Genomic DNA, 23,269 nt, shown 5'->3' on the forward strand with positions numbered 1-23,269 from the left:
ATGGAGCTTTTTTCAATTCCTTACCTGACCATGGTCTTTTTTATCGCCGTCAGGTTCCCAGCCCGGACCCGAACATAGTAGAGTCCCCTATGCGGCGAACTCAGTGTCGCGATGTTCGAGCCTGCATTAGCCGTAAACCTGCTGCGATTTACCACCTTGCCATCCAGCGAGACGATATCCACCTGCACATTCGCACCGGCCATGTTCGCAGGCACGTCGAAACCTATATCCACAAGCCCGGCACGCTGCACCGTACGGAGTTCGCCGAGCGAGGCGGCCTTCGCGACAGCCACGCCGGAGCGGGCGACGCGCACAGTTACCGGCGTGGAGCTATCCTTCAAGAGGACCTTCACCGGCTGGCCTTCGGAGACTTCCGTAGTCTTGCCATTGACGGTCACGAACATCTTGAGTCCCTTCGCCGCCAAAGCACCGACACCTTCGAACGTGAGGAAGCCATCGCGGTAATCGGAGGCGCTTACTTCCATCTGCCACACGTATTCGTCAGCAATGGGCTTTACGCTCTTGGCCAGGTACTTGCCGTTGTCGACAATAGAGAGGTTTACGTGGTCGCCCATGCCTGCAGGCGGTTCTTCCATGTTCGCAGCCTTGCCGACAGAAATGAAGTTCCAGCCATCCTGCTTGCCGAACTCGTCGGCGAGAATCACGCGCACGGACCAATCTTCGCCGGCAGACTTGGCAAGTGCACTCGTCTTCTTCAGATTGTACACTGGCTTCGTAGAGATTGTCCAAGTGGTGGGTTCTTTAACCTTGGCCCACACAGCTTCGTACGGTCCCAGGAATTCGGGGATCTCGTATCCGCCCTTCACCGGATTCCATTGCCAGAACTCGACGTCACCGCCAGTACCGTTCTTCAGGTCGATAGTCCACCCATGCGGATTGGCCACCAGGTTCCAGCCACTATAGACGCTGTCCAGATGCCACACAAGCTTGGAATCGACTATCGGAGATTCTTCCTTGAGGATAAGCGGGTTACCATTCCTGGTACCGTACCAGTATCCGCGAGAAGGATTGTTCGATTCATTAACCTTGTAGCTGCGATACTGCCAGTATTCGCCCACCGGGTTGGATTCATCCCACCAGTACAGGGCGTCTTGTTCGGCATCGAAGCTGTTGCTCGTATTATTGAATGCGGCGAGGCTCACCATCTGCCAAGAACGCGGCGTCACGGCAATCTCGCTGGCGACTTCGAATTCGGCCTTGTAGACAGCCGTCGTATCGCCATTGTCAAGAGTCAAGACCACGGTGAACTTGCCCATCGGAGCCGGGAACAGTTCCCATTCCGTACGGACAGATTCTTCAAGAGATTCCGTGATAACGGTATCCCTGTAATCGCCATTCTCGCCAAACAGCTCGATCTTGGCAGAAACCTTTTCGTCGGGCGTGACGAACTTCGAACCGAACGTGAGGCGGATAGCGCTGCCGGACTGTTCGATCTTCGGCTCCACAATTCTGAGCGTATCCTTCACGACACTGCTGCTCGATTCCGGTTCCACAACGCTGCTGCTAGATTCCGGCACCACCACACTGCTGCTAGATTCCGGCACCACCACACTGCTGCTGGATTCCGGCACCACCACGCTGCTGCTGGAAGGCAATTCGACGCTGCTGCTGGAGTTCGGCAGGGCCGTTTCCACCAACGAAAGCACAAGCAAGTCATCCGTCACGTTGCTGAAATCCTTGCTCCAGCCGACAAACTTCTTGCCTTCTTCGATGGTTTCTTTCGGGGCCACGGCGGCGTCGCCGTAGCTGACCGTCTGGATATCCAGAATGTCGCCCTTATAGCCAATGAAGGTTACCTTGAAGGTATTAGCCGTGGAATCGAACAGGGCCGTATAGGTCTGTTCGCCAACCACTGTCGTCACCTCCGGGCTCCAGCCCTTGAATGTGTACGTATGGCTTGCAGAAGCTGGCAACCGGGGGATCTCTTCGCATATCGGCATGGCACCGTATTCCCAATCACCCTCGGTGACCGTGCCCAGACTATACACGAAACGAATCTTGTAACGGTTCGGAATGGAATCGAACACCGCCTTGTACACAGTAGAACCGACAACCTTGGTAATTTCAGGAGACCATCCCTTGAAAACGTACCTGTAGGCTGCAGAAGGTTCCTTTTCCGGGTTCTGGTCATCATACGAAGGCATTTCCTGGTACTTCAGTTCCAAAGTCTTCAATTCACGGTCACCGTTCATGAACACGATAGTGTAGCTGTTCAAAGTATACTGCGCCGTCACACCCATGTTCGACGTAACCTGTTCGCCACCCTTGTCCCAGCCGGTAAAGGTATAGCCTTCCCTTTCGGGGACTTCGGGAGCCACGGAAGACACGATAGTACCGGACTCGGCGAGTACAGGATGGTTTTTCTTGATGTAGGCAGAAGATTCATCATCCCACACATAGTAGACGAAAGTCACCGTATAGGTCTTTATCTCGTTTGGAGCGACAGGCTGATGGCTTTCATCGGCAAAGAACGGGAGATTGTCGTTGTAGCCCGTTTCAAAGCTCCACACATACGGTTTCTGTTCCCTGTTCAGGTCCCCGGCAAATTCAGATTTTTTCATGTCGGCTTCGGTCAGGGTACCGTTAATAAGGCTTGCCGTGACATCCTTGGTGTCGGCATTGCGGACATTATACCGGAGGGTCCACGTGGGAACCCCGCTTTTCCAGCTGCCCGTCACGTCGGTATCGCCGTTGGTGATCTTGCCGAAGGCATCGATATAGTCGACATCGTCTTCGGAATAATGATAGTTCGAGGTAAATACGCGGGCGAGCGAAGCCGTCATGGAAATACGACCCATCAGGTAGCCCATAAACACAGCCGGATTGGTACGGGTAGCAGATTTCACCTGCACGGCACCCACGCTGAACGTGTTATTCACAGAAAGCGCCATATCGCTTTCGGCCGAGCCGACAAGGCCACCCACATAAAGGGAGTCGCCCGCATAATCTGAATCTTCTACAAGCAGGCCCCCGACAACAGAGGACAGCGCGATGCCCGCCAGGCGGGCGCTATAACCGCAGAGTCCGCCAACAAACGCCTTGGCTCCGGCAGCGCTCTTGCCTTCGCTGCGGAGTTCCACGACGTTGCCGGAGGGAGAGTTTACGGAAACACCAGAGAAAGCCACAGAGCGGGTCTGCTTGATGAACGCACCGAGAGCACCGCCCATGTACACCTTGTCTGTACTGTCGGCCGCAATGACCCGACCGTTAAAGCGAGAATCCTTGAAAGTCAGCGTCTTGTTCTTGAAGATGTCGGCCACGCCGACAAGGCCGCCCACAAACACGCTGTCGGAGCCGGTTTTCACCGCCGATTCGACAACGACAGTAGAGGTATCCTTCTGGAACGCGTCCGGAGCCGCAGTGAAGCAGGCCTGTCCGGCAATACCGCCCAGGAACACCTCGGCATTCAATCCGGAAACCTCGGTAGCGTTAGCCGCAACACGGATAGCACCGGAGCTTTTCGCCCCGACCACAGAAAGGAACGCCGTCTCGTTGTTGTCGGCAACGCCCAATGTCGAGCAGTCGCTCGTGGCACCGAGAATACCCCCTGCATAGTAACGGAAATCGCCGGCAGTGGCCAAGGAATCACTGATATCGACACTGGCACGGCTGTTCAAAATCTTTATGCGGTTGCCGTTCACAAACGAAACCCTACCGACAAGGCCGCCGGCATACACGTCAGACGAAACACCGCCCAGAATCCGGACGCTATCGACAAACGCGTTCTGGATTGTGTAGCTATTGGGGGCCGACGATGGGGACATGTGCGACACCTCTCCGAACAGGCCTCCCATCGCTCGACCACCCGAAATAGTTGTAAGGCCGGCTCCGCTAGTAGCCGTAGCCGTTTTCAGCTCCAGAGTATCGTTGAAAGCACCGTAGTCCATGTCCGCATAAGCCATCATGCCGGCAAGGCCACCAAGCGCAGACGGAGTCTTGACGCTGCTGAAGTCGCGTATTTTCCCGCGGACACGAACGTTGTAAAGAGAATCCTTGACCGCCATGCCGACGACACCACCCAGGAACACCGTATATTCCGAAGGCCAGGTCTTGTAGGCAAAGTCCTTCCCCGCCATGGTCACACCGGCGTAGTTGCCGCTGGCCGGGGTCAATTCCAATTTGTTGGAAATATCGATATCGTCTATCGCACGGATGTTGCGAATCGAAGAATTGCTGACAAAGCCGGCGACACCGCCCGCAATCGGGGCGCTGATAGAGACATCTTCCAAGACAACATTTTCAACCGTGGCCATGTCCACAGAACCGAACAGGGCTCCCACCGGGTAATAGCTGTCCGCAGCAGTGGCCGCATCGCGATCCGCACGGGAATCCTTGATAACGATACGCACGTTCTTGACGCGGATATTGGCAGCGTATCCTTCCGGAAGGCTGCGGAAAAGACCAACAGGCGCCGACATGACGCTGTCAGCGATGTCGTGGACATAGCAGAAATTCTTGACATAATGGTCGCCGCCCAAGAAAGACTGCTTTGCGACAAAGTCCAGCGGCACAGCCTGGGCATCGCAGGTTCCTTCGGGTGTATTCTCGTCAAATCCACCCAAGTCGATATCGGATAAGAGTTCAAGCGGATACCTGGCATCCCAAACAGTGGCGACCATCTCGTGGAAAACCTTGTTCACGTCCTCTACCGTCGTCAATTCCTTCTTGGTCGTGGCAATGCATGTCAAATTCTGGAACCCCACTTGCACCGTTGCACCGAGTTCACAGGGCTCCGAAGACTGGCTCAGGAACACAGTACCCGAACAAGTCTGGGTGGCCGCCGGGCCAAATCCAAAAGTGTAACAGTTCTGCAACGCATTGAAATGCTTCATTTTTTCGGTAAAAGCACCGAACGCGGTACCAGACAAAAGAAGTGCCAGAGCCAGGGAGTATTTCAGGTAGATGCGATTTTTTGACATGTTTTCCTCGTATCCATTTTTAAAGAAAATAACTTATTATATGTTAATTCCATAGTGATTTTGGACAAACCGGACTGCATTGTGATTATGGACACGGGGTAACGGCTACTCGTTTGTAAACAAAAGTTTTCAATTAAGGGGTATGTTACCTTATTTTTTCCCCACGTACAGACATTTTAATATAGGTTTATTGTCAGTTATCGCAAAAAAATAAAAGGAGTACAAATGAAAAGACTTTTCTTGACAATCGCCCTCGTTTTCGGCCTAGTCGCAACGGCAGCCGCGCAAATCAATGTCGGCGGTCGTCTTGGTGTGAACATGAGCAATTTCAGGGGAGAACAAACCGACGATTTCTCCTTCTCCCTGGGCTTCAATGCCGCTGTTGCCGGGAAGTACACCATCAACTCGATGTTCTCCGCCGCCCCCGAACTCGGTATTGATTTCCGCCGCGTGACCAACAGCGAAGAAGACGACTTCACCTTCTCCGCCTGGGTGCTCCAGATTCCGCTGATGTTCCGTGCCAACCTGACTCCGGAATTTTACGTGGAAGCCGGCCCGGAAATCGGGTTCATCCTCAGCAGCAAGGCGGAATTCGAGGGACCGAATATGACCGAAGAAGAAATAAAGGCCTTCGAATCTAATTTCGGCAACACGATGACCGAGTTCAACATGTTCGAGGACACCAAGACGTTCGAGTTCGGCATCGCCGCCGGTCTTGGCTACATGGTCATCCCTAACCTCGACGTGAACTTCCGCTTCGTCATGGGCTTCACCAACACCTTCGAGGATCTCGACCTGGGTCTCGGCGGTTCCGAAGAAGTCGACGTCCAGCACATGCAGATCTCCATCGGCGCCACCTACTGGTTCCTCTAAGGGCTGGATTTCCGGTTTTTTTTCGAAAAAGCACCCTTTTTGGGGTGCTTTTTTGTGTTTATTATCACAAAAGGGGATGCCAAGTCCCCTTTTGCGTTCTTAATTTATTATTATTCAATCAGTTAACCTCAAAACAAGGAGCAATTAAATGTTCAAAAAAGCCCTTCTCGCAACTGCTATTGCAGCCACCGCCTCGTTCGCTACCTGGGACTACTTCCCGGTCCAGGAAGCCGGTAAAGGCCAGGCCGAACTCACCGTCCCGTTCTCCATGTGGGGCGACTGGAGCCGCCTCGGTGTCGGCGTAGGCGCCCGCTACAGCATCATCCAGAACTTGGAAGCCGGTCTCCGCCTTCCGTACACCATCTTCACGCATTTCGACGGTGATGACGCCAAGGCTGACGGTATCGGCAACCTCGACCTGATGTTCCGCTACCAGTTCATGCCCATCATGAACGCCTTCGTCGACGTGAACCTCCCCATCGGTGACGAAGAAGTCTCTCCGGATGGCCTCGGCATCTACGCTGGTGTCCAGTACTCCCAGAACTTCGGCATGGTGAACTTCGGTTCTGAATTGGGCTTTGGCCTCCGCACCGAAGGCGATGACGAAGTTTCTCCTCCGTTCGACCTGAAGATTGGCCTCGAAGCGGACTTCGCCGTGAACGAAATGCTCACCCCGTACGTCGGTGTTGACATCAACATGTGGCTCGGCGAATACACCCACGATGGCGATGAACTTCCGGGTTCTGACGCAAGCGGCACCATCGGTATTGCACCGTTCCTCGGCCTGAACATCGCCATCAACCAGATGTTCTATGCCGGCATCGACGCCCGCTTCGGCATCGGCGAAGACTACTACGGCGAAGACATGCCCATCACCCTCACGGGCAAGTTCGGCGTGAACTTCTAATCAGAAACTTCGCAAGGATTCTAGACGGGTCGCCCAAGGCGGCCCGCCTTTTTTTTGTAAACATAAAATGAATTGCCAACACATCATCATTTTCTAGATTTACACGCAGAAGTTTATCACAAGGAGAAGTGTATGTTCAAGAAAATTATTCTTGCCACCGCCATCGTGGCTTCGGCAAGCTTTGCTACGTGGGACTATTTCCCGGTTCTCGAAGCCGGCAAGGGTTCTGCCGCTGCCGGACTCTATTACGACTGGCACCACGACTGGTCCCAGGCGGGCCTGAAGGCCGGTGTCCGCTACAGCATTATCCAGAACCTCGAAATCTCCCTGCAGAGCTGGGGCTTCCAGTTCTGGGGCGAAACGGACTGCAAGGGATGCGCCAACGGCGGTAGCGGTCTCCGCGACCTGACCTTGGGCGGTCGTTACCAGATTACCCCGATGGTCAACGCCTTCGTGGACTTCCTCCTCCCCATCGGCAGCACGGACAATGACGGACCGGGAACGAACCATCCGGGTAGCGACGAACTCGCCCTCTACCTCGGCGGCCAGTTCTCCATGCCCATCGAACAGGCTCCGGGCCTCGCCTTCGGTACCGAAGCCGGCCTTTTCTGGGGATTCGAACACGACAACTGGGAACGCGGCCTTGAACTGCACCTGGGCGGCGAAATCGACTACACGATTGCCAACATCGGCCTCACTCCTTACGCAGGCCTCCAACTCAAGTTCCGCATCACCGAAAGCGAATGGGAAGGCGATGACGGCAAGGAATACGGCGCAGACGACGACGGCGACAAGCAGATTATCATCTGGCTCGGTGCCGGATACGCAGTCATCCCGAACCAGCTGAATGTCAAGGCCCAGTTGTTCGTCCGTAGCGGCGACCATGACAACATGGGCGGTGACGCCAGCGGCCTGTACATCGGCGCAGAATACTTCTTCTAAAGACTAGAACTTAGACAAAGAGCCGCGCGATGCGCGGCTCTTTTTTTGCAGTCACCCTGGAGGGAGTCCGCAGGACAACCGATAGGGTCCATCCATTTCTTACAGGCGCTTGTATAGAACCGGATGGATCCTCCTTCGGAGGATGACACGACCAAAGTCGTGTCACTTCACGTCGTATTCGGGAATCGGCAGGCTTTCGCCGGCCTTCATCGCCTTGTCGAGCGCGGCGGACTTGACCGGGTCGAGCCACCAGTAAACGGGGATGGCGTCTTCGCGGTTGAAATGGTCCAGCACCTTCTCGGGCGTGCCGTAGCGGTTCCAGTAGAGAATGCGGTGGTGGTCGCACTGCCACATGAGCACGTACGGCACGATTTCGGCGAGGCGGTTGTCGAGCGCCTTCAAGATTTCGTTCCTCTTCGCGAGGTCGAATTCGGTCTTCTGCAAATTGATGAGGCTGTCGACGACTTTATCCTGCACGCCGGCAAGGTTGTTCGTCCCCTTCTGGAGCGCGGTTGCCGAAGACCAGCTCGCTTCCGGGTCGCGGAGGCGGCCAGCGCCCCAGTTCACCCAGTAAAGGTCGAAGTCGGCATCGTCCAGACGCTTGCGGAGCGTGCTCTGGCTCATCTGCTCAATGGTCGCCACCACGCCCACCTTCTTCAGGTCTTCCTGGAACAGCGTGAGGTGGCGCAGGTCTTCCTGGCTCGTGATGAAGTTGATCGCGAACGGCTTGCCGTCCTTTTCGAGCACGCCCTGGGCGTTCACCTTGTAACCCGCCTCCGCAAAGAGGGCACGGGCGCTGTCCGGATTGAACGTATAGAGCGGTGCCGTCGGGTTCTTGTTGCCTTCCCACAAATCCGGATAGTAGCTGTTCAGCAAGAAGTACTGGCCGAACATGTACTTCTCGTTCATCGCCTCGCGGTTCAAGAGCATCGAAAGAGCACGGCGCACGCGAACGTCCTGGAACTGCGGCTTGCGCAGGTTGATGGCCATGCCCTGGAATCCGATGGGCTCCTTGTTGAAGATCCTCTGCTTCACGGCCCAGCCCTTCTTCACGGCGTCGAAGTCCGTCTGCTTCATCCAGATGCTGCTGGTATAGATGGCGTACGCGTTGAAGTCCTGCTTCTTGAAGGCCTCGAGCGCCTTCGTCTGGTCGTTCATGAAGCGGTAGCGGATTTTCTCGAAGTTGTACTTGCCGCGGTTCCAGTTCTTCTTGAAGCCCCACCAGTCGCCGCGGCGCTGGAGTTCCACGTAACGGTCCTCGCGGAAAGTCTTGATGATGTAGGGACCGGATACAATCGGGAAGTCGTAGCGGATCTGGTTGAAGTCCTTCCCTGCCCAGGCGTGCTTCGGGAACGCGAGCATGCCCGCGGCTTCCCAGAAGTTCCCCCAGTGCGTCTCCTTTGCGGTCATCTTCACCGTGAGGCTGTCCACCACCTCCGGGCGGTCAAAGCGGCTGAGCCCGACCTTGAAAATCGGCGTGAGGTTCTTCTCGTCCATGATGACGTCGTAGTAGAACTGCACGTCTTCGGCGGTAATCGGCTTGCCGTCGCTCCACCTGGCCCGGCTGTCCACGTGGAAGGTAAACGTCTTGCCGTCTTCCGATACGCTCCAGCTGTCGGCGAGGATACCGACTTCGCGGTCCTCAGTGGAGTGCAGGCTCACGAGCGGCTCGAACATCATGCCCATGAGCTCGGCGGAGAAGCTGTTGTAGTCTTCCCACATGTTGAACGACTTCGGCATCGCGGAACCCCAGAGGGTAATCGTGCCGCAGGGGCGGGCATCCTTCGAAGCCACCGGGTCGAACTCGCCCGTGGCTTCGGGGTCCTGCGGGAGTTCCGGGCAGTTCAGGTCGGCGGACTTCTTGCCCGCGGACTTGGAGGCGCCGGATTCGTTACAAGCCATCAGGCACATCGCCGACACCATCAGCACGGCAGACGCAACCAACATCTTCATTCTATCACCTTTCATATCTCATTCCTCGGGTCTAGATCCATCGTCTTTGTACAAGTCTAACCTACGGTCTAAAATATCTTTTCGGCTTGACCGGCTTCTTGGCCGCAGCAGGGTCCTGTTCCTCTGCAGTCTCGCCAGCCTTTTCCGCCAGGAGCATTTCCAGGGAAACCCTCGAAGCTTCCTGCTCGGCCTTCTTCTTGCTGCCGCCCTGGCCGCGCCCGTACACGCGTCCGTCGATATGGACCTCGGTCGTAAAGACCTTCTGGTGTTCAGGGCCGCTCTCCTCTATCAGCACGTACTCGGGAACCGACTTGAGCTTGCCCTGCACGTATTCCAGCAAGGCGCTCTTGTGGTTCACGAAGTCCTCGGCGACAATGATTTCCTGCACGCGCGGGAAATGGAACTTGTTCAGGATTGCGCGGACCTCGTCGAGTCCACCGTCCAGGTAGACCGCCCCGAGAACCGCCTCGTAGGCATCGGCCAAAATACTTTCCTTGCCCCGACCGCCCATCTTGGCCTCGGCTTTCCCCAGCTTCACGTATTCGCTCAGGCTCCATTCACGGGACGACTGCGCACAGGCATGGCCAGAGACAATAGCGCTCTTGCGCTTGGAAAGCTCGCCTTCCGGATCGTCGGGATATGTCTTGTAAAGGTATTCCGTCGTAAGCATGTTCAGTACGGAATCGCCCAGGAACTCCAGGCGTTCGTTGTTGCTCTCGTACGGCAGGTCCTTGCCCGAGAGGAACGAGCGGTGGACCAGAGCGTGGGCCAGCAGTTCCGGATCCTTGAACCGGTACCCGAGCTTCGCCTCAAGCCCGCCTCCGGACTTCTGGCGGAACCAGAGTTTCAGCAATTTGTGGAGCATGTTCTTTTCTTCCAAAGTTTCTCCTTGTAGTCTTGGGGTTTCGGGGGCCTTAAAGAAAAAAATCCCCGGTTTTTTCGCCGGGGAGTTTCGCCAAATGCTCCGCCCGACCTGCGGGCGAAGTATACAAAAGGCACCTAAGAATTACTTCTTGTTAGCTTCGAGGAAGGCGACCACGTCGGCAACCTTCTGGAACTTTTCGGCGTCGGAATCGAGGATTTCGACTTCGAATTCGTCTTCGAGAGCCATCACGAGTTCCACGCGGTCGAGAGAGTCGGCACCGAGGTCGTTACCGAATTCGGATTCAGGCTTCACATCTTCGGCCTTGACTTCCAGCTTGGCTACGATAACGTCAGTGACCTTCTTGAAAATTTCTTCTTGTGTCATTTGTTTACTCCGTTTGGATTGTTTGAGTTCAAATTTAGTAAAAAACGCCTAGGCGTTCAACCCCCCGTCTACCCCCAGAATCTGGCCAGTGATGTAGCAGGCGTCGTCGGAGGCCAAAAAAGCGACCGCATTGGCCACATCTTCGGGTTTTCCGATACGTCCGAGAGGGATCTGGGCGGCATATTTTTCCTTGGTGGCGTCGTCCATGGCAGCCGTCATGTCGGTCCCGATGAATCCGGGAGCGATGGCGTTCACGGTAATGCCGCGGGAAGAAAATTCCATGGCGTTGGACCTGGTCATGCCGATGATACCAGCCTTGGCTGCAGCATAGTTCGCCTGACCGGCCTGGCCGTGCAGGGCGTTGATGCTCGAAATGTTAATGATGCGGCCGGTGCGCTTGCCCATCATGGTGCGGGCGACGGCACGGGTGCAAAGGAACACGGAACGCAGGTTCGTGGCGATCACGGCGTCGAAGTCTTCGTCCTTCATGCGCATCAGCAGGCCATCGCGGGTAATACCGGCGTTGTTCACCAGAATGTCGACCGTGCCCATGTCGGCAATGATCTGCTTGAACACGTTCTGCACCGTTTCGGAGTCGGCCACGTTGCATGCGTAGCTCTTGACCTGCACCCCAAGTTCGGCGGAAAGTTTGGCGGCCAATTCTTCCTTGACCGAGGTGGAAAGGATGGCGACGTCAGCGCCTTCGCTGGCGAGCTTGGTTGCAATGGCAAGACCGATACCGCGGGAAGCGCCGGTCACGATGGCTTTTTTACCAGTTAGTTTACCCATTGAGTGTTCCTCTTAGTAGTTTAAAAAGTGGCTAGTGGTTGGTGGTTAGTGGTTAGTGGTTGGTGGTTAGGGTTTATAGTCGCGGCGAAGTCGCCCATTTACTAACCACTGTTTACTAATCACTGTTTACTTCAATGCCTGGAATGCCTCGATGGTTTCGACCGGAGTGACCTTCACGTCGCGGCTGATTTTGCGCATCAGGCCCATGAGCACCTTGCCCGAGCCGACTTCCACGCCCTGCGTGACACCCAGGGACATGGCCTTGTTCATGCAATCGTTCCAGCGGACCGGAGACACCAGTTGGCGCACCAGCAGGTCGGCAATTTCGCTACCCTTCGTGACCGGTTCGGCAATCACGTTGGCAATCACGGGCTTTTCGACATCGTTAAACTTCGTCTTGGCAATCGCTTCGGCGAGGCCCGCCTGGGCGAACTGCATGAGCGGGCTGTGGAAGGCGCCGGAGACGGCGAGCGGAATGGCCTTGATGCCTGCCGCACCGCAGTTTTCCACGAGCTTGTTCACGCCGGCGACGGCGCCGGACACTACGATCTGGCCCGGGCAGTTGATGTTGGCCGGAACCACGACGCCCTCGGCCTTCACGGCTTCGCAGAGTTCGAGAATCTTGGCTTCGTCCTGGCCCATGATGGCGGCCATCGCACCCGGATTCTTGGAACCGGCCGATGCCATGAGTTCACCGCGGGTGCGTACCAGGCGCAGTCCCTCTTCAAAGCTGAAACCGCCGGCAGCATAGATGGCGGAGTATTCACCGAGGGAGTGGCCGGCCACGTAGTCGAACGCGAAACCTTCGGACTTCAAAAGTTCCATCACCATGGCAGACACGGTAAAGAGGGCCGGCTGCGTGTTGTCGGTGCTCTTCAAAACATCTTCCGGACCTTCGGCCATGAGCTTCGAGAGCGAAAAGCCGAGGATTTCGTCGGCCTGCATCATGAGCTTCTTGGCCGGTTCAAAAGTGGAAGCGAGAGTCTGGCCCATGCCCACGTACTGGGCGCCCTGACCAGGGAAAAGAAGAATAGTCTTGGACATTATATATATACCTCTGCGGAAAGCCGCAAAATTTTGTTCGCCCCCTAATTTAGAAAATGCAGCCCACCATAATCAGCGGGCTGCAGAAACCTAGCGAAAAATCAGAATTATAGTAAAATTAAAGCAAATTTATAACAAAGTTTTTCCCAAACTTTAATTCAACAAAAGAAAAGAGCCCGCCAAACCGGCAGACTCTTTTCCAAACGTTTTGTCAGTGACGTCACTAAGCGACCGGTTCGTCCTTGATGGCGAGCAGGCGTTCGTTGATGTTCTTCGAGACACCCTTCTCGGCATACTTCGCGGCAACCTCGACAGCCTTCTCGATAGCGAGAGCGTCGGAACGGCCGTGGGCGATAATGCCCGTGCCGTTGAGGCCGAGGAGCAGGGCTCCACCCGTCATGCGGTAGTCCCACATCTCGTCGAAGCGACGACCTTCGGGAGTATCGATAACGCCGAACATCTTCTTGTGCAGTTCGTAGAAGCCTTCGAGCATCTTCAAGACAACGTTGCCCGTGAAGCCGGAGGTAACCACCACGTCGGCGACACCTTCGATAAGCGTTTCACCTTCGATGTTGCCGATGAAGTTCACCGGGGCGGACTTCAAGAGCTGGTGAGCTTCCTGGAGCACGGCCGGGCCCTTGTGTTCTTCTTCGCCCATGTTGAGGAGGCCGACCTTCGGCTTTTCGTAACCGAAGTAGGTCTCGGCGAAGGCGGAACCGGCGATAGCGAAATCGACCAGCGTAGAAGCGCGTTCGTCGACGTTCGCACCGGCATCGACCAAAATGATCGGACGGTCGGCGGTAGGAATCACGCAACCGATAGGCGGACGGCTGAACTTGTCGGTCGTACGGCCCAGAAGCATGAGGCAGCTCGCCATCATGGCACCGGAGTTGCCGGCGCTCACGGAGGCATCGACCATGCCCTTCTTCTGCAAGGCGACGCAAGTCACCAGGCCGGAGTGGGGCTTCTTCTTCAGGACCTCGACGGGATGTTCGTCCATGGCAACAGCATCCGGAGCATCGACCACGGAAATGCCGTGTCCGGTATAGCCAAGCGATTCGAGCTTAGCCTTGACCACGGCCTCCGGTCCGCACAGAACCACATGCAGGTCGGCATTTTTCTTGACGGCGTTTACGGCGCCTTCAACTACCACATCGGGGGCGAAATCGCCACCCAACGCGTCCAGAGCTACTTTAACCATGAAACATCTCCTTAAAAACGACCAATTTCAGGACTTAGGCTTCGGCATCCTTCATGTTGACGACTTCGACGCCGTTGTAGTAACCGCAAACCGGGCACACGCGATGCGGACGCTTGGTGGCACCGCAATGTTCGCAAGTAGCCATGGCCGGCACTTCCATCTTCCAGTGGGTGCGGCGCTTGTCACGACGGGCGGTCGAGGTTTTTCTTTTAGGTACTGCCATTTTTAACTCCTATTTTCCATTTTGCTCTTGAGAGCCTTGAGTTTTTCCCAACGCGGATCCAGGGGCTTTTCGGGCTCGCTGTCACCTTCGTCAGGTTGATTATTTGTTACAAAGATAAAATCTTCGTCAGGATTTTTCACGGGCGCGACTGGTTCTTGCAGTATAACCAGCTGTCGGATGCACTCGGATACATCTACGAAGTCCTGCCCCTGGGGGATTTTGTAGGCGAAGACCTCTGCATCGTCTTCGTCCAGTTCCTGTTTTGCGACAGAAGTCCGCTCGACCTCCACCACCATCTCGGTCGAGAAGGGGCGGTCGAACAAATCCAGGGTCCTGGAGCAGGTCAGAGTTTGCACTCCGGAGATAGAACCGGTCACGAGGCACTTACCGGGGCCTTCGGGGCTCACCAGCACCTCGGCTACCAGATCGCCCTTGAGGTGCAGTTCGTCGAAGATTTCAGGAGCGTCGGCATGGGACCAGACCACTCGGCGGTCTTCGGGTTCAGTAAGTTTCTGTGCGATATCTATTCTCAAAGTGCCCCAAATTTAATAAAACGGGGGTATAAAGTCAATGGTGAGGGCGGGGGAAGCCTCCCCCTCGCTGCAGCCACGGCCCCTTCGTCGTCCCCCGAGCACCGCGGAGGGGACAACCTTGCAAGGCGAGCGCTGCAGCCATGCTCGCATGGCTATAGCCGAGCCGCAAAGGTTGGGGCTTGCCACATCCATCCGTCTCGTACAAGCGCTTGAATAAAAAAAACGGGCGCCGAAGCGTCCGTTTTTTCTTTGGGAAAGCAGGCCAAGCCTTACAGGTTGCTGCATCCTTCCATGATTTCTTCGTACAGCTGGTCCCTGGTGTAACCGGCGAATTCAGTTTCATCCCTGAGAACCAGGAACTTCCCGTCGCAAGATAGCTCCGATTCGTTCTCTTCGTCCATTGCCATAAGTCCGAGCATCATTTCACAGGTTTCCGCGTCTTCCATGTCCACCTTCGCGTTGAGAATGGGCTTGCCGCCAACCCATTCGATGGTCGCGGAGCCTTCTTCGGCAGCAACCTCCCAGACATCGTCTTCTTTATTGACATTGCAAGAAACGTTCGTGAGGGGAATATCCTCGTCAATTTCGGAAGAACCGCCCTTGCTGCTGGAAGACTTGTCCATCGACGGGTCGTCATCATCGGCCGGGCCACCCTTGCTGCTGGAAGACTTGCCATCCGGCAGCGCTCCTTCACCTTCATCCCCATCATCGGAACCGGAGAGTTTACCGTTGGCTGCCTGGCATGCGTGCATGACTTCTTCGAAGGCCTCGTCACGGGTCAGGCCTTCGTCGATATTCCTGCTGACATCGGCAGAATACATGGTGCCGCCTTCACACCAGACGACGCTGGAATAATCGCCTTCGCCATAATCACCGACAGTGGCAGGACAGGCATGGGCCGCAGCCTCCGCCCCAATATTGCTTACCACGACCGTGGAATCCGTAGATCCGTCTTCCTTGTAGGTATAGATTTTCCTGATTTCACCGCTACCTAGTCCCGAAACCGTATAGGAGTATTCCCACGACTTGTCGTCTTTCTTGAAGTTACAGCCGTTGCTCTTGACATTGATGGATACTTCATCTTTACTTTCTTCCTTGCCGCCTGTTCCACCGGCGCCACCAGTGGGGTTGCTGGAACTGTCGTCGCATGCCACCAAGGCAAATGCGAGACCGAAAGGAATACCCCAAGACAGAATCTTGGCCATACCGGAATAATTGAATTGCATAGGAACTCCTTGCCCCTCAGGGCTTGTTATATATTGTGCGAACATTAATATAAGTAAAAAAGAAGAAAAAGAGAACAGATATTATAATATAAGTCGGAATACGCTTTTTTTGCAAAAAAACGGCATGTCCTAAAATTTTCGGGTCATTTTCGTCACGTCGCCTTTTGAAATTTCGTTTCCGATGAACTAAATTTTGCCCGAAAAAATGTTCTTTACGGTGCTCACATATCTGGTCATCGGACTTTTGGCAGTGTTCTGCCTATTCTATATAGTCCTCGAGGTACGGTTCTTCCGCGCCCTGGGTACCGTACGCCTCGGTGAATCGGACGTGGAACCCAAACCGCACGTGAGCATCCTGATTTCCGCCCGCAACGAGTCGGCCGGCATCCGGGCCACCCTCGATTCCGTCCTCGCCCAAGACTACGCGGGCAAGTGGGACGTCTGGGTCGCCGACGACCGCAGCACCGACGACACCCCGGAAATCCTCGCCGAATACGCCAAGCGCGACCCGCGCCTGCACGTACTTACCATCACGGACATCCCCGAAGGTGTCAGCCCCAAGAAGCACGCCCTCTCGAAGCTCATCGACGCCTGCGACGGCGATATCCTGTGCCTTACCGACGCCGACTGCATCGTGAAGCCCACCTGGGTCGCAGGCATTGTCCGCGAATTCGAACCGGGAATCGAGCTCGTGGCCGGGCATTCCTATATACCGACCGAGCCCGGCAAGTCGAAATTCATCATTTGCATGCAGGCTGTCGAGACGCTCATCTATCGCATAGCGGGAACTGCGGGCCTCGCGATGCACCTCCCGCTCACCAGTACCGGCAACAACCTCGCCTACCGCAAGAGTTTCTTCAAGAGCGTCCACGGGTTCGACAACGTCATCAAGATCCAGAGCGGAGACGACGACCTGTTGATGCAGAAACTCGCCGCCGACCGCCCGTGGGCCATGCGCTACTGCATCGCCGAATCCACCTTCGTGACCACGAACGGCAAGGAAACGCTTCACGAGCTCTGGGAACAGCGCAAGCGCTGGGCCTCCAAGACTATATACTATACGCCGAAAATCGTTTTCGTACTCTCCATGGTGTTCCTGTTCCTCGCCATGCAGTGCGTCGTAGCGGTTCTCGCCCCCTTCAGTTTAAAAATCCTCGTCGCCGCGCTCGTGGCCTTTATCGCAAAATGCGTCGGCGACCTTGTCCTAATACTCCGCGGGCTCCGGATTTTCAGGCAGGAACACCTCATCAAGTGGTGCATCCCCGTCGAAATCATTCACGCCCCCTTTACCGTTCTGGCCGTGCTATTCGGCCTGTTCGGGCGCTTTAAATGGAAATAACGATGGCAACAACAAAAACAACTAAAACGACAAAGACCACAAAGACCGCCAAGGCTACAAAAACCACAAAGGCGACCGGCGCAGGGATCACGCTCATCATCGCAGAAAAGCCGAGCGTCGCCGCCGACCTCGTGAAGGTACTCGGGGCCAAGTCGTTCAAGAAGAACAACGGATTTTATGAAAGCGACACGACCATCGTGAGCCACGCCATCGGCCACCTGGTCACCATCGCCGACCCCAAGGACATCGACGAGCGCTACAAGGCATGGGACATGAAGACGCTCCCCATGCTCCCCGAGAAGTTCCCGCTGGTGGCAACCCCGGCAACCAAGTCCCAGCTTTCCATCGTGAGCAAGCTCATCAAGAGGAAAGACGTGACGACCATCGTGAACGCATGCGATGCGGGCCGCGAAGGTGAACTGATTTTCTTCTACATCATCGACTACGTGCTCAAGGGCAAGTTCACGGGCAAGACGTTCAAGCGCCTGTGGATGCAGAGCATGACGCCTGCCGCCATCAAGGACGCCTTCGAGCACCTGCGTACCGCCGAGGAAATGGAAAACCTGAAGGACGCCGCCCTCTGCCGCAGCGAAGCCGACTGGCTCGTAGGCATGAACGGCAGCCGCGGCCTCACCGCGTACAACAGCAGCATGGGCGGTTTCCAGATTACGCCGTGCGGCCGCGTGCAGACGCCCACGCTCGCCATCATCGTGAAGCGCGAAGAAGAACGCCAGCAGTTCAAGCCGCAAAAATTCTGGACCGTCGAGGCCGACTTCGACAACGGCGGAAACGCCTACCAGGGCAAGTGGTTCGAGGGCGACGGCAAGGAACGCCAGAAGCAGATTTTCGACGGCAAGAAGGCGGACGAGATCCTCAAGAAATGCAAGGGCAAGCCCGGCAAGATCGAGGAGACCACCGCCCCCAGCCAGCAGAAGTGCGGCCAGCTCTACGACCTGACCACCCTGCAGCGCGAAGCCAACAACCGCTTCGGGTTCAGCGCCAAGACGACGCTCTCGATTGCGCAGAGCCTATACGAACATTACAAGGCGACAACATACCCGCGTACCGACAGCCGCTGCCTGCCCGAAGACTACGTGCCGACCGTGAAGGCGACCCTCGGCAAGATCGAAGGCCCGCTCCGCAAGTTTGCGCTCGAGGCTCTCGACAACAGCTACGTGAAGCGCACCCCGAAGGTTTTCGACAACTCGAAAATCTCCGACCACTTCGCCATCATCCCCACGGGCGTCACGCCGAAGGGACTCTCCGAAGCCGAAGAAAAAATCTACACGATGATTTGCCAGCGCTTTATCGCCGTGTTCTTCCCGCCGGCGCAGTACCTGAACACGACCCGCGTCACGACCGTCGAGGGCGAGACGTTCATCACCGAAGGCAAGATTCTCGTTGACCCGGGCTTCAAGGCCGTGTACGGCAAGGACAGCGACGATGAATCCAACGTGCCGCAGCTCAAGGGAACCGCGGCCAAGACGCTCGACATCCGCAGCAACGAGGACTTCACCAAGCCGCCCGCGCACTACACGGAAAGCACGTTGCTTTCCATGATGGAGAGCGCGGGCAAGCTCGTCGAAGACGACGAGCTGCGCGACGCCATGAAGGAGCGCGGGCTTGGTACGCCGGCAACGCGAGCCGCCATCATCGAAAAGCTCGTAAGCGACAAGTACGTTATCCGCGACGGCAAGGAAATGATTCCGACAGCGAAGGCTTTCGACCTCATCAAGGTGCTCTCGGCCATGAACTGCGAAGCCCTCACGAGCCCGGAACTCACCGGCGAGTGGGAATACAAGATGGACCTCATCAGCAAGGGCAAGGAATCCCGCGAGAACTTCATGAAGGGCATTGTCGAGATGACGAAGTCCATGGTGAAGAACATCAAGGGATTCAAGGAAGAGAACACCACCGGCGAAGCGAAGTTCAGCCCGGTGAACGGCAAGAAGGTTTTCGAGACCGTGAGCCGCTACACCACCGAAGACGGCATCGTCATCCGCAAGATTATCGGCGGCAAGCACCTCTCCGACGAAGAAATCGTCGAGCTCCTCACCAAGAGGAAAATCGGCCCGCTTACCGGATTCCGCAGCAAGAAGGGTGCCGAATTCTCGGCGGTACTCACCATCAACGACCAGAACAAGATCGAGTTCGTGTTCGAGGAAAAGCCCGAAGAAATCGAAATCGGCGAAAAGGTCGGGCAGTCGCCTATCGACGGCACCGACGTCTTCGAGACGCTTACCGGCTACGTGAGTCAGAGCTACATCGACAAGCAGCCCTCGGGACTTTCGCTCCCGAAAATCCTGCTCGGCAAGGAAATACCGCCCGAAGAAATCCAGAACCTGCTTGCGGGCAAAAAAACCGCTCTCATCAAGGGCTTCCGCAGCAACAAGACGCGCCGCCTCTTCGACGCCTACCTCATGCTCGAGAAGGGCAAGCTCAAGTTCGACTTCCCGCCGCGTGATTTCTCCAAGGGAAGACGTTTCTTCAAGAAAACCGCCGGAAAGAGCGAATCCTAGTTTGTACGGGAGCCTGCATGCGCATTCTCCTCGCATTACTTTTTTCGGCGGCCATCGCCGCCGCACAAGAAGCGCAGACGGACACGTCCCGGACGTTCCCCTCGCAGGTGGACTCTTCGCAAGTAAACACCGAATCCGCGGACTCCCTCCAGGAACCCGCAGATTCGGCAAAGTCCCCGGAAAATCCCTATGGGCTCCCTGACGAACTGATGCCGCTATGGAATTCGCTTTCCATCAAGCAGAAGGCGGCCCAGATGGTGATGGTGTACCTCTCCCCCGCCAGCTTCCTTATCGAGCACGAATTCGGTGCCGTCCTCGTGATGAAAAGCCACCTCAAGGATACCGCCGCATTCAAGGAAAGAATCCACATCGCCAACGACAGCCTCCGCATTCCCCTCCTTGTAGCCAGTGACCAGGAAGGCGGCATCGTGAACCGTCTCGGAGGAATCTTCGAAAAATGGAAGCACGTGCCCAGCGCCATGGAAATGCGCAAGATGGAAACGGATTCCATAAGATCGCTCGCCCAGGAAATCGGGCACGACCTCTACGGTTTGGGAATCAACCTGAATCTCGCCCCCGTGCTCGATCCGGCCTATGACCATCGCAACAAGAAGACATTCATGGAAGAAAGCAAGCGCAGCTGGGGCGCCGACAGCAACCGCGAAGAGAAAGTCCGCGCCTTTGTACACGGCATGCGCAACAGCGGCGTATTCTGCGTTTCCAAACACTTTCCCGGATACGATTCCTGGACCAATAGCGACCATCAGATAGCCGTCAGTTCCACCCCGAAAAAGAGGTTGAGCGAAAACTACAAGTTTTTCAAGAACCTCGCCGACGACATCCCCGTCACCATGATGAGCAGCGTCCGCTTTGTCCGCGTTTCCAGCAAGCCCGCCGTATTCGAGCCGAAGATCGTCCGCATGGCGCGCAAGATGAATCCCGAAACCGTCATATTGACCGATGACCTGTGGGGCGTTTCGCTCCGCGCCTGGGTAAGCGGCATGGAACGCGTCAGCCACAAGGGATACCCCAAGAAAGATTTCAGGAAGCTCATCCGCACGGCACTCCTGGCCGGCAACGACATGTTCATGATCACGTACCCCGCAAAGGGCGTCGAGATGATAAACTACCTCGAATCCCTTTCCAAGCAGAGCGATACGTACAAGAACCGCATCGAGGAATCCTGCGCCCGCATTCTAAAGCTGAAATACAGGGCGGGACTTATTGGCAACGCGAAGTAGGGTGTGGGGTCGGCGCGCTGCGCCTTTGGGGTATGTTTACTTAACCACTCTAAGTCACCCCTTCTTCAGGTTCTTCACTTCTTTGAGAATCCTTTCTGGCCCGACCTTGTTGTAAGCGAGCTTCAATATCTCCGCGCAGGCAAGCGTGTCGTCCATCGCGCGGTGATGCAGGAAATCATCGAGTCCGAGCGACTCCGTCAACTTGTGCAGGCTGTAGCTCGGGAATCCGGGAAACACGCGACGGGACAGCTTTACCGTGCAGAGACGCGGCGGGTCGAAGGCGATGCAGCAACGCTTGAATTCCGTCTTCATCATCTTCCAGTCAAACTGGACATTATGCGCCACAAAGATCCTGTCGCGGAGCAACTCGTCGAGTTTTTCGGCAAGGGCGCCGAATTGCGGAGCGCCACGTACCATCTCGTCGGTAATTCCCGTCAAGTTCTGGACAAACGGGCTTATGGATGTACCCGGATCCACCAGGGAATGGAAAGTATCGACAACCTCGGTATCGTCGACAAGGACCACACCAACTTCGGTAATGCGGTTTAGTTCACCGGCATTACCGGTGGTCTCGACATCGACTACGGCAAAACGCATTCTGTCTACTTTATCGGGATGTCGATATCCAGGGTAGCATTGCCGCGGGCCATCTGCACACGGGCTTTCATCACCTTGGCCTTGGGACGGCTGTACACGGGCACAACGAGCAGGTTGCTTACGCCCCTGTCTTCGCTGGGAGTCGCTTCCGTATCGGAAACCGTCTTGGTGAAAATAGGCTTTTTGCCGGTATCGTAGAGCATGTACGTCAGCTCGCGCGGCATGCCCTTCTTGATTTGGCTCGTAGCCACCTGGAAATACACCATCCCGCCACGGGGGACCTTGCGGAGACTGTCCTTGATTTCTTCTTCGGTCGCCAAGTCCGCTTCCATCGCCATGCGGACGTTTTTCTTGAGTTTGTCGTAGGATTCGTACAGCACGGAAACATTGAACTTGGCGTCTTCGGGGATGGCGTCGGGGCGCACATCGCGAATTTTGGCGTTATTCTGGTAGAATTCCCAGCGGCCGTTGTCATGCAAGATTACGGTAGAGCCGTTCGACGTGGTGGCGACGATATCTTCGGCAAAGGACGCAACGGCAAGGAAGCTGGCAAGCACGAGCGCGCGTGCAAAAAACGATTGTTTCACGGCAAATAGTTTCATTCGAACCAAACCTTTATACACCCAAATCGGGCCTATTACATGAAGCAATATATATAAATATTCCATAAAAAGGAACCAATTATTTTTGGCAAATTTCCAATGATGTCCAAAATCACTTTTCACAAAAAGCCTGTCGAAATATTCTACTTTTTTGCACATGGCCGGAAAAATCCGATTTGCACCGAGCCCTACGGGGTACCTTCACGAAGGGCACCTGCTCTCTGCGCTCTATGTATGGGCCGCAGCAAGAAAGTGGCATCTGGATGTCCACCTGCGCATCGAAGACCACGACCGAAGCCGTGCCCGCAAAGAATACATCCAAAGCATCTACGAAGACCTCGCCTGGTTCGGTTTCCGCTGGGACTCCCAGAGCATCCAGAGCGGACGCGAAGGCATCTACGGCAAGGCTCTCGAAACGCTCGAAGCGCGGCACCTCGTCTACCCCTGTTTTTGCAGCCGCAAGCAGCTCGAAGAAGAAAACCCCAAAAGCGAGACCGGCGAAATTGTATATCAGGGAAAATGCTTTTTACAAACATCGTCATGGCGGGCTACGACCCGCCACCTAGATTCCGGCTCGGTGGCCGGAATGACGTGCAGCACAGAGAACAACGTTCCGCATAACCTGCGGGTCATGATTCCGGACAAAGTAATTGAGTGGCACGACCTGCGGTTGGGAGACTTCCGCGAAAATCCAAAGGAACAGTGCGGGGACTTCCCTATCCGCGACCGCGACGGGCAATGGACTTACCAGTTTGCCGTCTGCGTAGACGATATTGACGAACAGATAACGCATGTGGTTCGCGGCGAAGATCTCCGCAGTTCCACGGCACGGCAAATCGCGCTAATGGACCTCCTCGGCAGGCCCAATCCCCCCGTTTACCTGCACCACGCCCTTATCGTAGACGGCTCCGGCAAGAAACTTTCGAAGCGGGAAATGGCCCACAGCCTCCGCCAAGACAAGAACGCCGGAGCAACGGCCGAAGAACTCCTGGGAAGGGTCTGTTTCAAGGCGCGCCTGCAAGCGTCCCCAGACCCCATATCGCTTGAAAAGGCTTTATTTCTCACCGAATCCCAATTGTAAAAGATTGGTT

General features: G+C 55.8%; 19 protein-coding genes. 7 read left to right on the forward strand and 12 right to left on the reverse strand.

Annotated elements, in window-relative coordinates:
* Positions 1–20: 20 nt before the first annotated feature.
* Positions 21–4,940 (reverse strand): T9SS type A sorting domain-containing protein, encoded by a 4,920-nt coding sequence (locus B3M32_RS04700; protein WP_290743906.1) that lies wholly within the window; start codon positions 4,938–4,940, stop codon positions 21–23.
* 225 nt (positions 4,941–5,165) lie between these two features.
* Here B3M32_RS04700 and B3M32_RS04705 point away from each other — a divergent pair, with 225 nt between their 5' ends.
* The 3 genes from B3M32_RS04705 to B3M32_RS04715 all read left to right on the forward strand — a co-directional run bounded on the left by B3M32_RS04705 (position 5,166) and on the right by B3M32_RS04715 (position 7,662).
* A complete protein-coding gene (locus tag B3M32_RS04705) occupies positions 5,166–5,813 on the forward strand; it encodes a porin family protein (protein WP_290743907.1) in 648 nt (215 codons plus the stop codon).
* Positions 5,814–5,961: 148 nt separating this feature from the next.
* Positions 5,962–6,720 (forward strand): hypothetical protein, encoded by a 759-nt coding sequence (locus tag B3M32_RS04710; RefSeq protein ID WP_290743908.1) that lies wholly within the window; start codon positions 5,962–5,964, stop codon positions 6,718–6,720.
* Positions 6,721–6,852: 132 nt separating this feature from the next.
* Entirely contained in the window at positions 6,853–7,662 is an 810-nt protein-coding gene (locus B3M32_RS04715; RefSeq protein WP_290743909.1) for a hypothetical protein, read from the forward strand.
* Positions 7,663–7,824: 162 nt separating this feature from the next.
* On the opposite strand, the gene B3M32_RS04720 is transcribed toward B3M32_RS04715, so the two are convergent.
* The 9 genes from B3M32_RS04720 to B3M32_RS04760 all read right to left on the reverse strand — a co-directional run bounded on the left by B3M32_RS04720 (position 7,825) and on the right by B3M32_RS04760 (position 15,880).
* Positions 7,825–9,630 (reverse strand): extracellular solute-binding protein, encoded by a 1,806-nt coding sequence (locus B3M32_RS04720; protein ID WP_290743911.1) that lies wholly within the window; start codon positions 9,628–9,630, stop codon positions 7,825–7,827.
* A 46-nt stretch (positions 9,631–9,676) separates the two neighbouring features.
* Positions 9,677–10,495, reverse strand: coding sequence for a ribonuclease III (rnc, locus tag B3M32_RS04725; protein ID WP_290743912.1), 819 nt, complete (start codon positions 10,493–10,495; stop codon positions 9,677–9,679).
* A gap of 126 nt (positions 10,496–10,621) precedes the next feature.
* Positions 10,622–10,864: an acyl carrier protein gene (gene acpP / locus B3M32_RS04730; RefSeq protein WP_290743913.1), complete on the reverse strand. Its 243-nt coding sequence runs from the start codon at positions 10,862–10,864 to the stop codon at positions 10,622–10,624.
* Between the two features lie 48 nt (positions 10,865–10,912).
* Positions 10,913–11,653, reverse strand: a complete 741-nt coding sequence (gene fabG / locus B3M32_RS04735; protein ID WP_290743914.1) for a 3-oxoacyl-[acyl-carrier-protein] reductase — start codon at positions 11,651–11,653, stop codon at positions 10,913–10,915.
* Between the two features lie 126 nt (positions 11,654–11,779).
* Complete coding sequence (gene fabD, locus B3M32_RS04740; protein WP_290743915.1) at positions 11,780–12,697, reverse strand: ACP S-malonyltransferase; 918 nt, start codon at positions 12,695–12,697, stop codon at positions 11,780–11,782.
* 223 nt (positions 12,698–12,920) lie between these two features.
* A complete protein-coding gene (gene plsX / locus B3M32_RS04745; RefSeq protein ID WP_290743916.1) occupies positions 12,921–13,898 on the reverse strand; it encodes a phosphate acyltransferase PlsX in 978 nt (325 codons plus the stop codon).
* Between the two features lie 34 nt (positions 13,899–13,932).
* Positions 13,933–14,121, reverse strand: a complete 189-nt coding sequence (rpmF, locus tag B3M32_RS04750) for a 50S ribosomal protein L32 (protein ID WP_173341318.1) — start codon at positions 14,119–14,121, stop codon at positions 13,933–13,935.
* 2 nt (positions 14,122–14,123) lie between these two features.
* The gene (locus B3M32_RS04755; protein ID WP_290743918.1) at positions 14,124–14,654 is read right to left on the reverse strand and encodes a YceD family protein; all 531 of its coding nucleotides are present in this window, start codon (positions 14,652–14,654) and stop codon (positions 14,124–14,126) included.
* Between the two features lie 269 nt (positions 14,655–14,923).
* Positions 14,924–15,880, reverse strand: a complete 957-nt coding sequence (locus B3M32_RS04760; RefSeq protein WP_290743919.1) for a hypothetical protein — start codon at positions 15,878–15,880, stop codon at positions 14,924–14,926.
* Between the two features lie 205 nt (positions 15,881–16,085).
* Here B3M32_RS04760 and B3M32_RS04765 point away from each other — a divergent pair, with 205 nt between their 5' ends.
* Genes B3M32_RS04765 through B3M32_RS04775 form a run of 3 tightly spaced genes read left to right on the forward strand, consistent with a single transcriptional unit; the run spans position 16,086 to position 20,979 of the window.
* Positions 16,086–17,219: a glycosyltransferase gene (locus B3M32_RS04765; protein WP_290743920.1), complete on the forward strand. Its 1,134-nt coding sequence runs from the start codon at positions 16,086–16,088 to the stop codon at positions 17,217–17,219.
* A 2-nt stretch (positions 17,220–17,221) separates the two neighbouring features.
* Positions 17,222–19,738: a DNA topoisomerase III gene (locus B3M32_RS04770; protein WP_290743921.1), complete on the forward strand. Its 2,517-nt coding sequence runs from the start codon at positions 17,222–17,224 to the stop codon at positions 19,736–19,738.
* Positions 19,739–19,755: 17 nt separating this feature from the next.
* The gene (locus tag B3M32_RS04775) at positions 19,756–20,979 is read left to right on the forward strand and encodes a glycoside hydrolase family 3 N-terminal domain-containing protein (RefSeq protein ID WP_290743922.1); all 1,224 of its coding nucleotides are present in this window, start codon (positions 19,756–19,758) and stop codon (positions 20,977–20,979) included.
* A 54-nt stretch (positions 20,980–21,033) separates the two neighbouring features.
* Here the strand turns inward: B3M32_RS04775 and B3M32_RS04780 are convergent, their stop codons facing one another.
* Both B3M32_RS04780 and B3M32_RS04785 read right to left on the reverse strand, forming a co-directional pair.
* On the reverse strand, positions 21,034–21,576 hold the full coding sequence (locus B3M32_RS04780; RefSeq protein ID WP_290743923.1) for a 3'-5' exonuclease: 543 nt from the start codon (positions 21,574–21,576) through the stop codon (positions 21,034–21,036).
* 5 nt (positions 21,577–21,581) lie between these two features.
* Positions 21,582–22,163: a hypothetical protein gene (locus tag B3M32_RS04785; RefSeq protein ID WP_290743925.1), complete on the reverse strand. Its 582-nt coding sequence runs from the start codon at positions 22,161–22,163 to the stop codon at positions 21,582–21,584.
* Positions 22,164–22,335: 172 nt separating this feature from the next.
* Here B3M32_RS04785 and B3M32_RS04790 point away from each other — a divergent pair, with 172 nt between their 5' ends.
* Entirely contained in the window at positions 22,336–23,259 is a 924-nt protein-coding gene (locus B3M32_RS04790; protein ID WP_290743926.1) for a glutamate--tRNA ligase family protein, read from the forward strand.
* The last annotated feature ends 10 nt before the right edge of the window (positions 23,260–23,269 follow it).

It is taken from the genome of Fibrobacter sp. UBA4309, assembly GCF_002395745.1.
Classification (GTDB): domain Bacteria; phylum Fibrobacterota; class Fibrobacteria; order Fibrobacterales; family Fibrobacteraceae; genus Fibrobacter.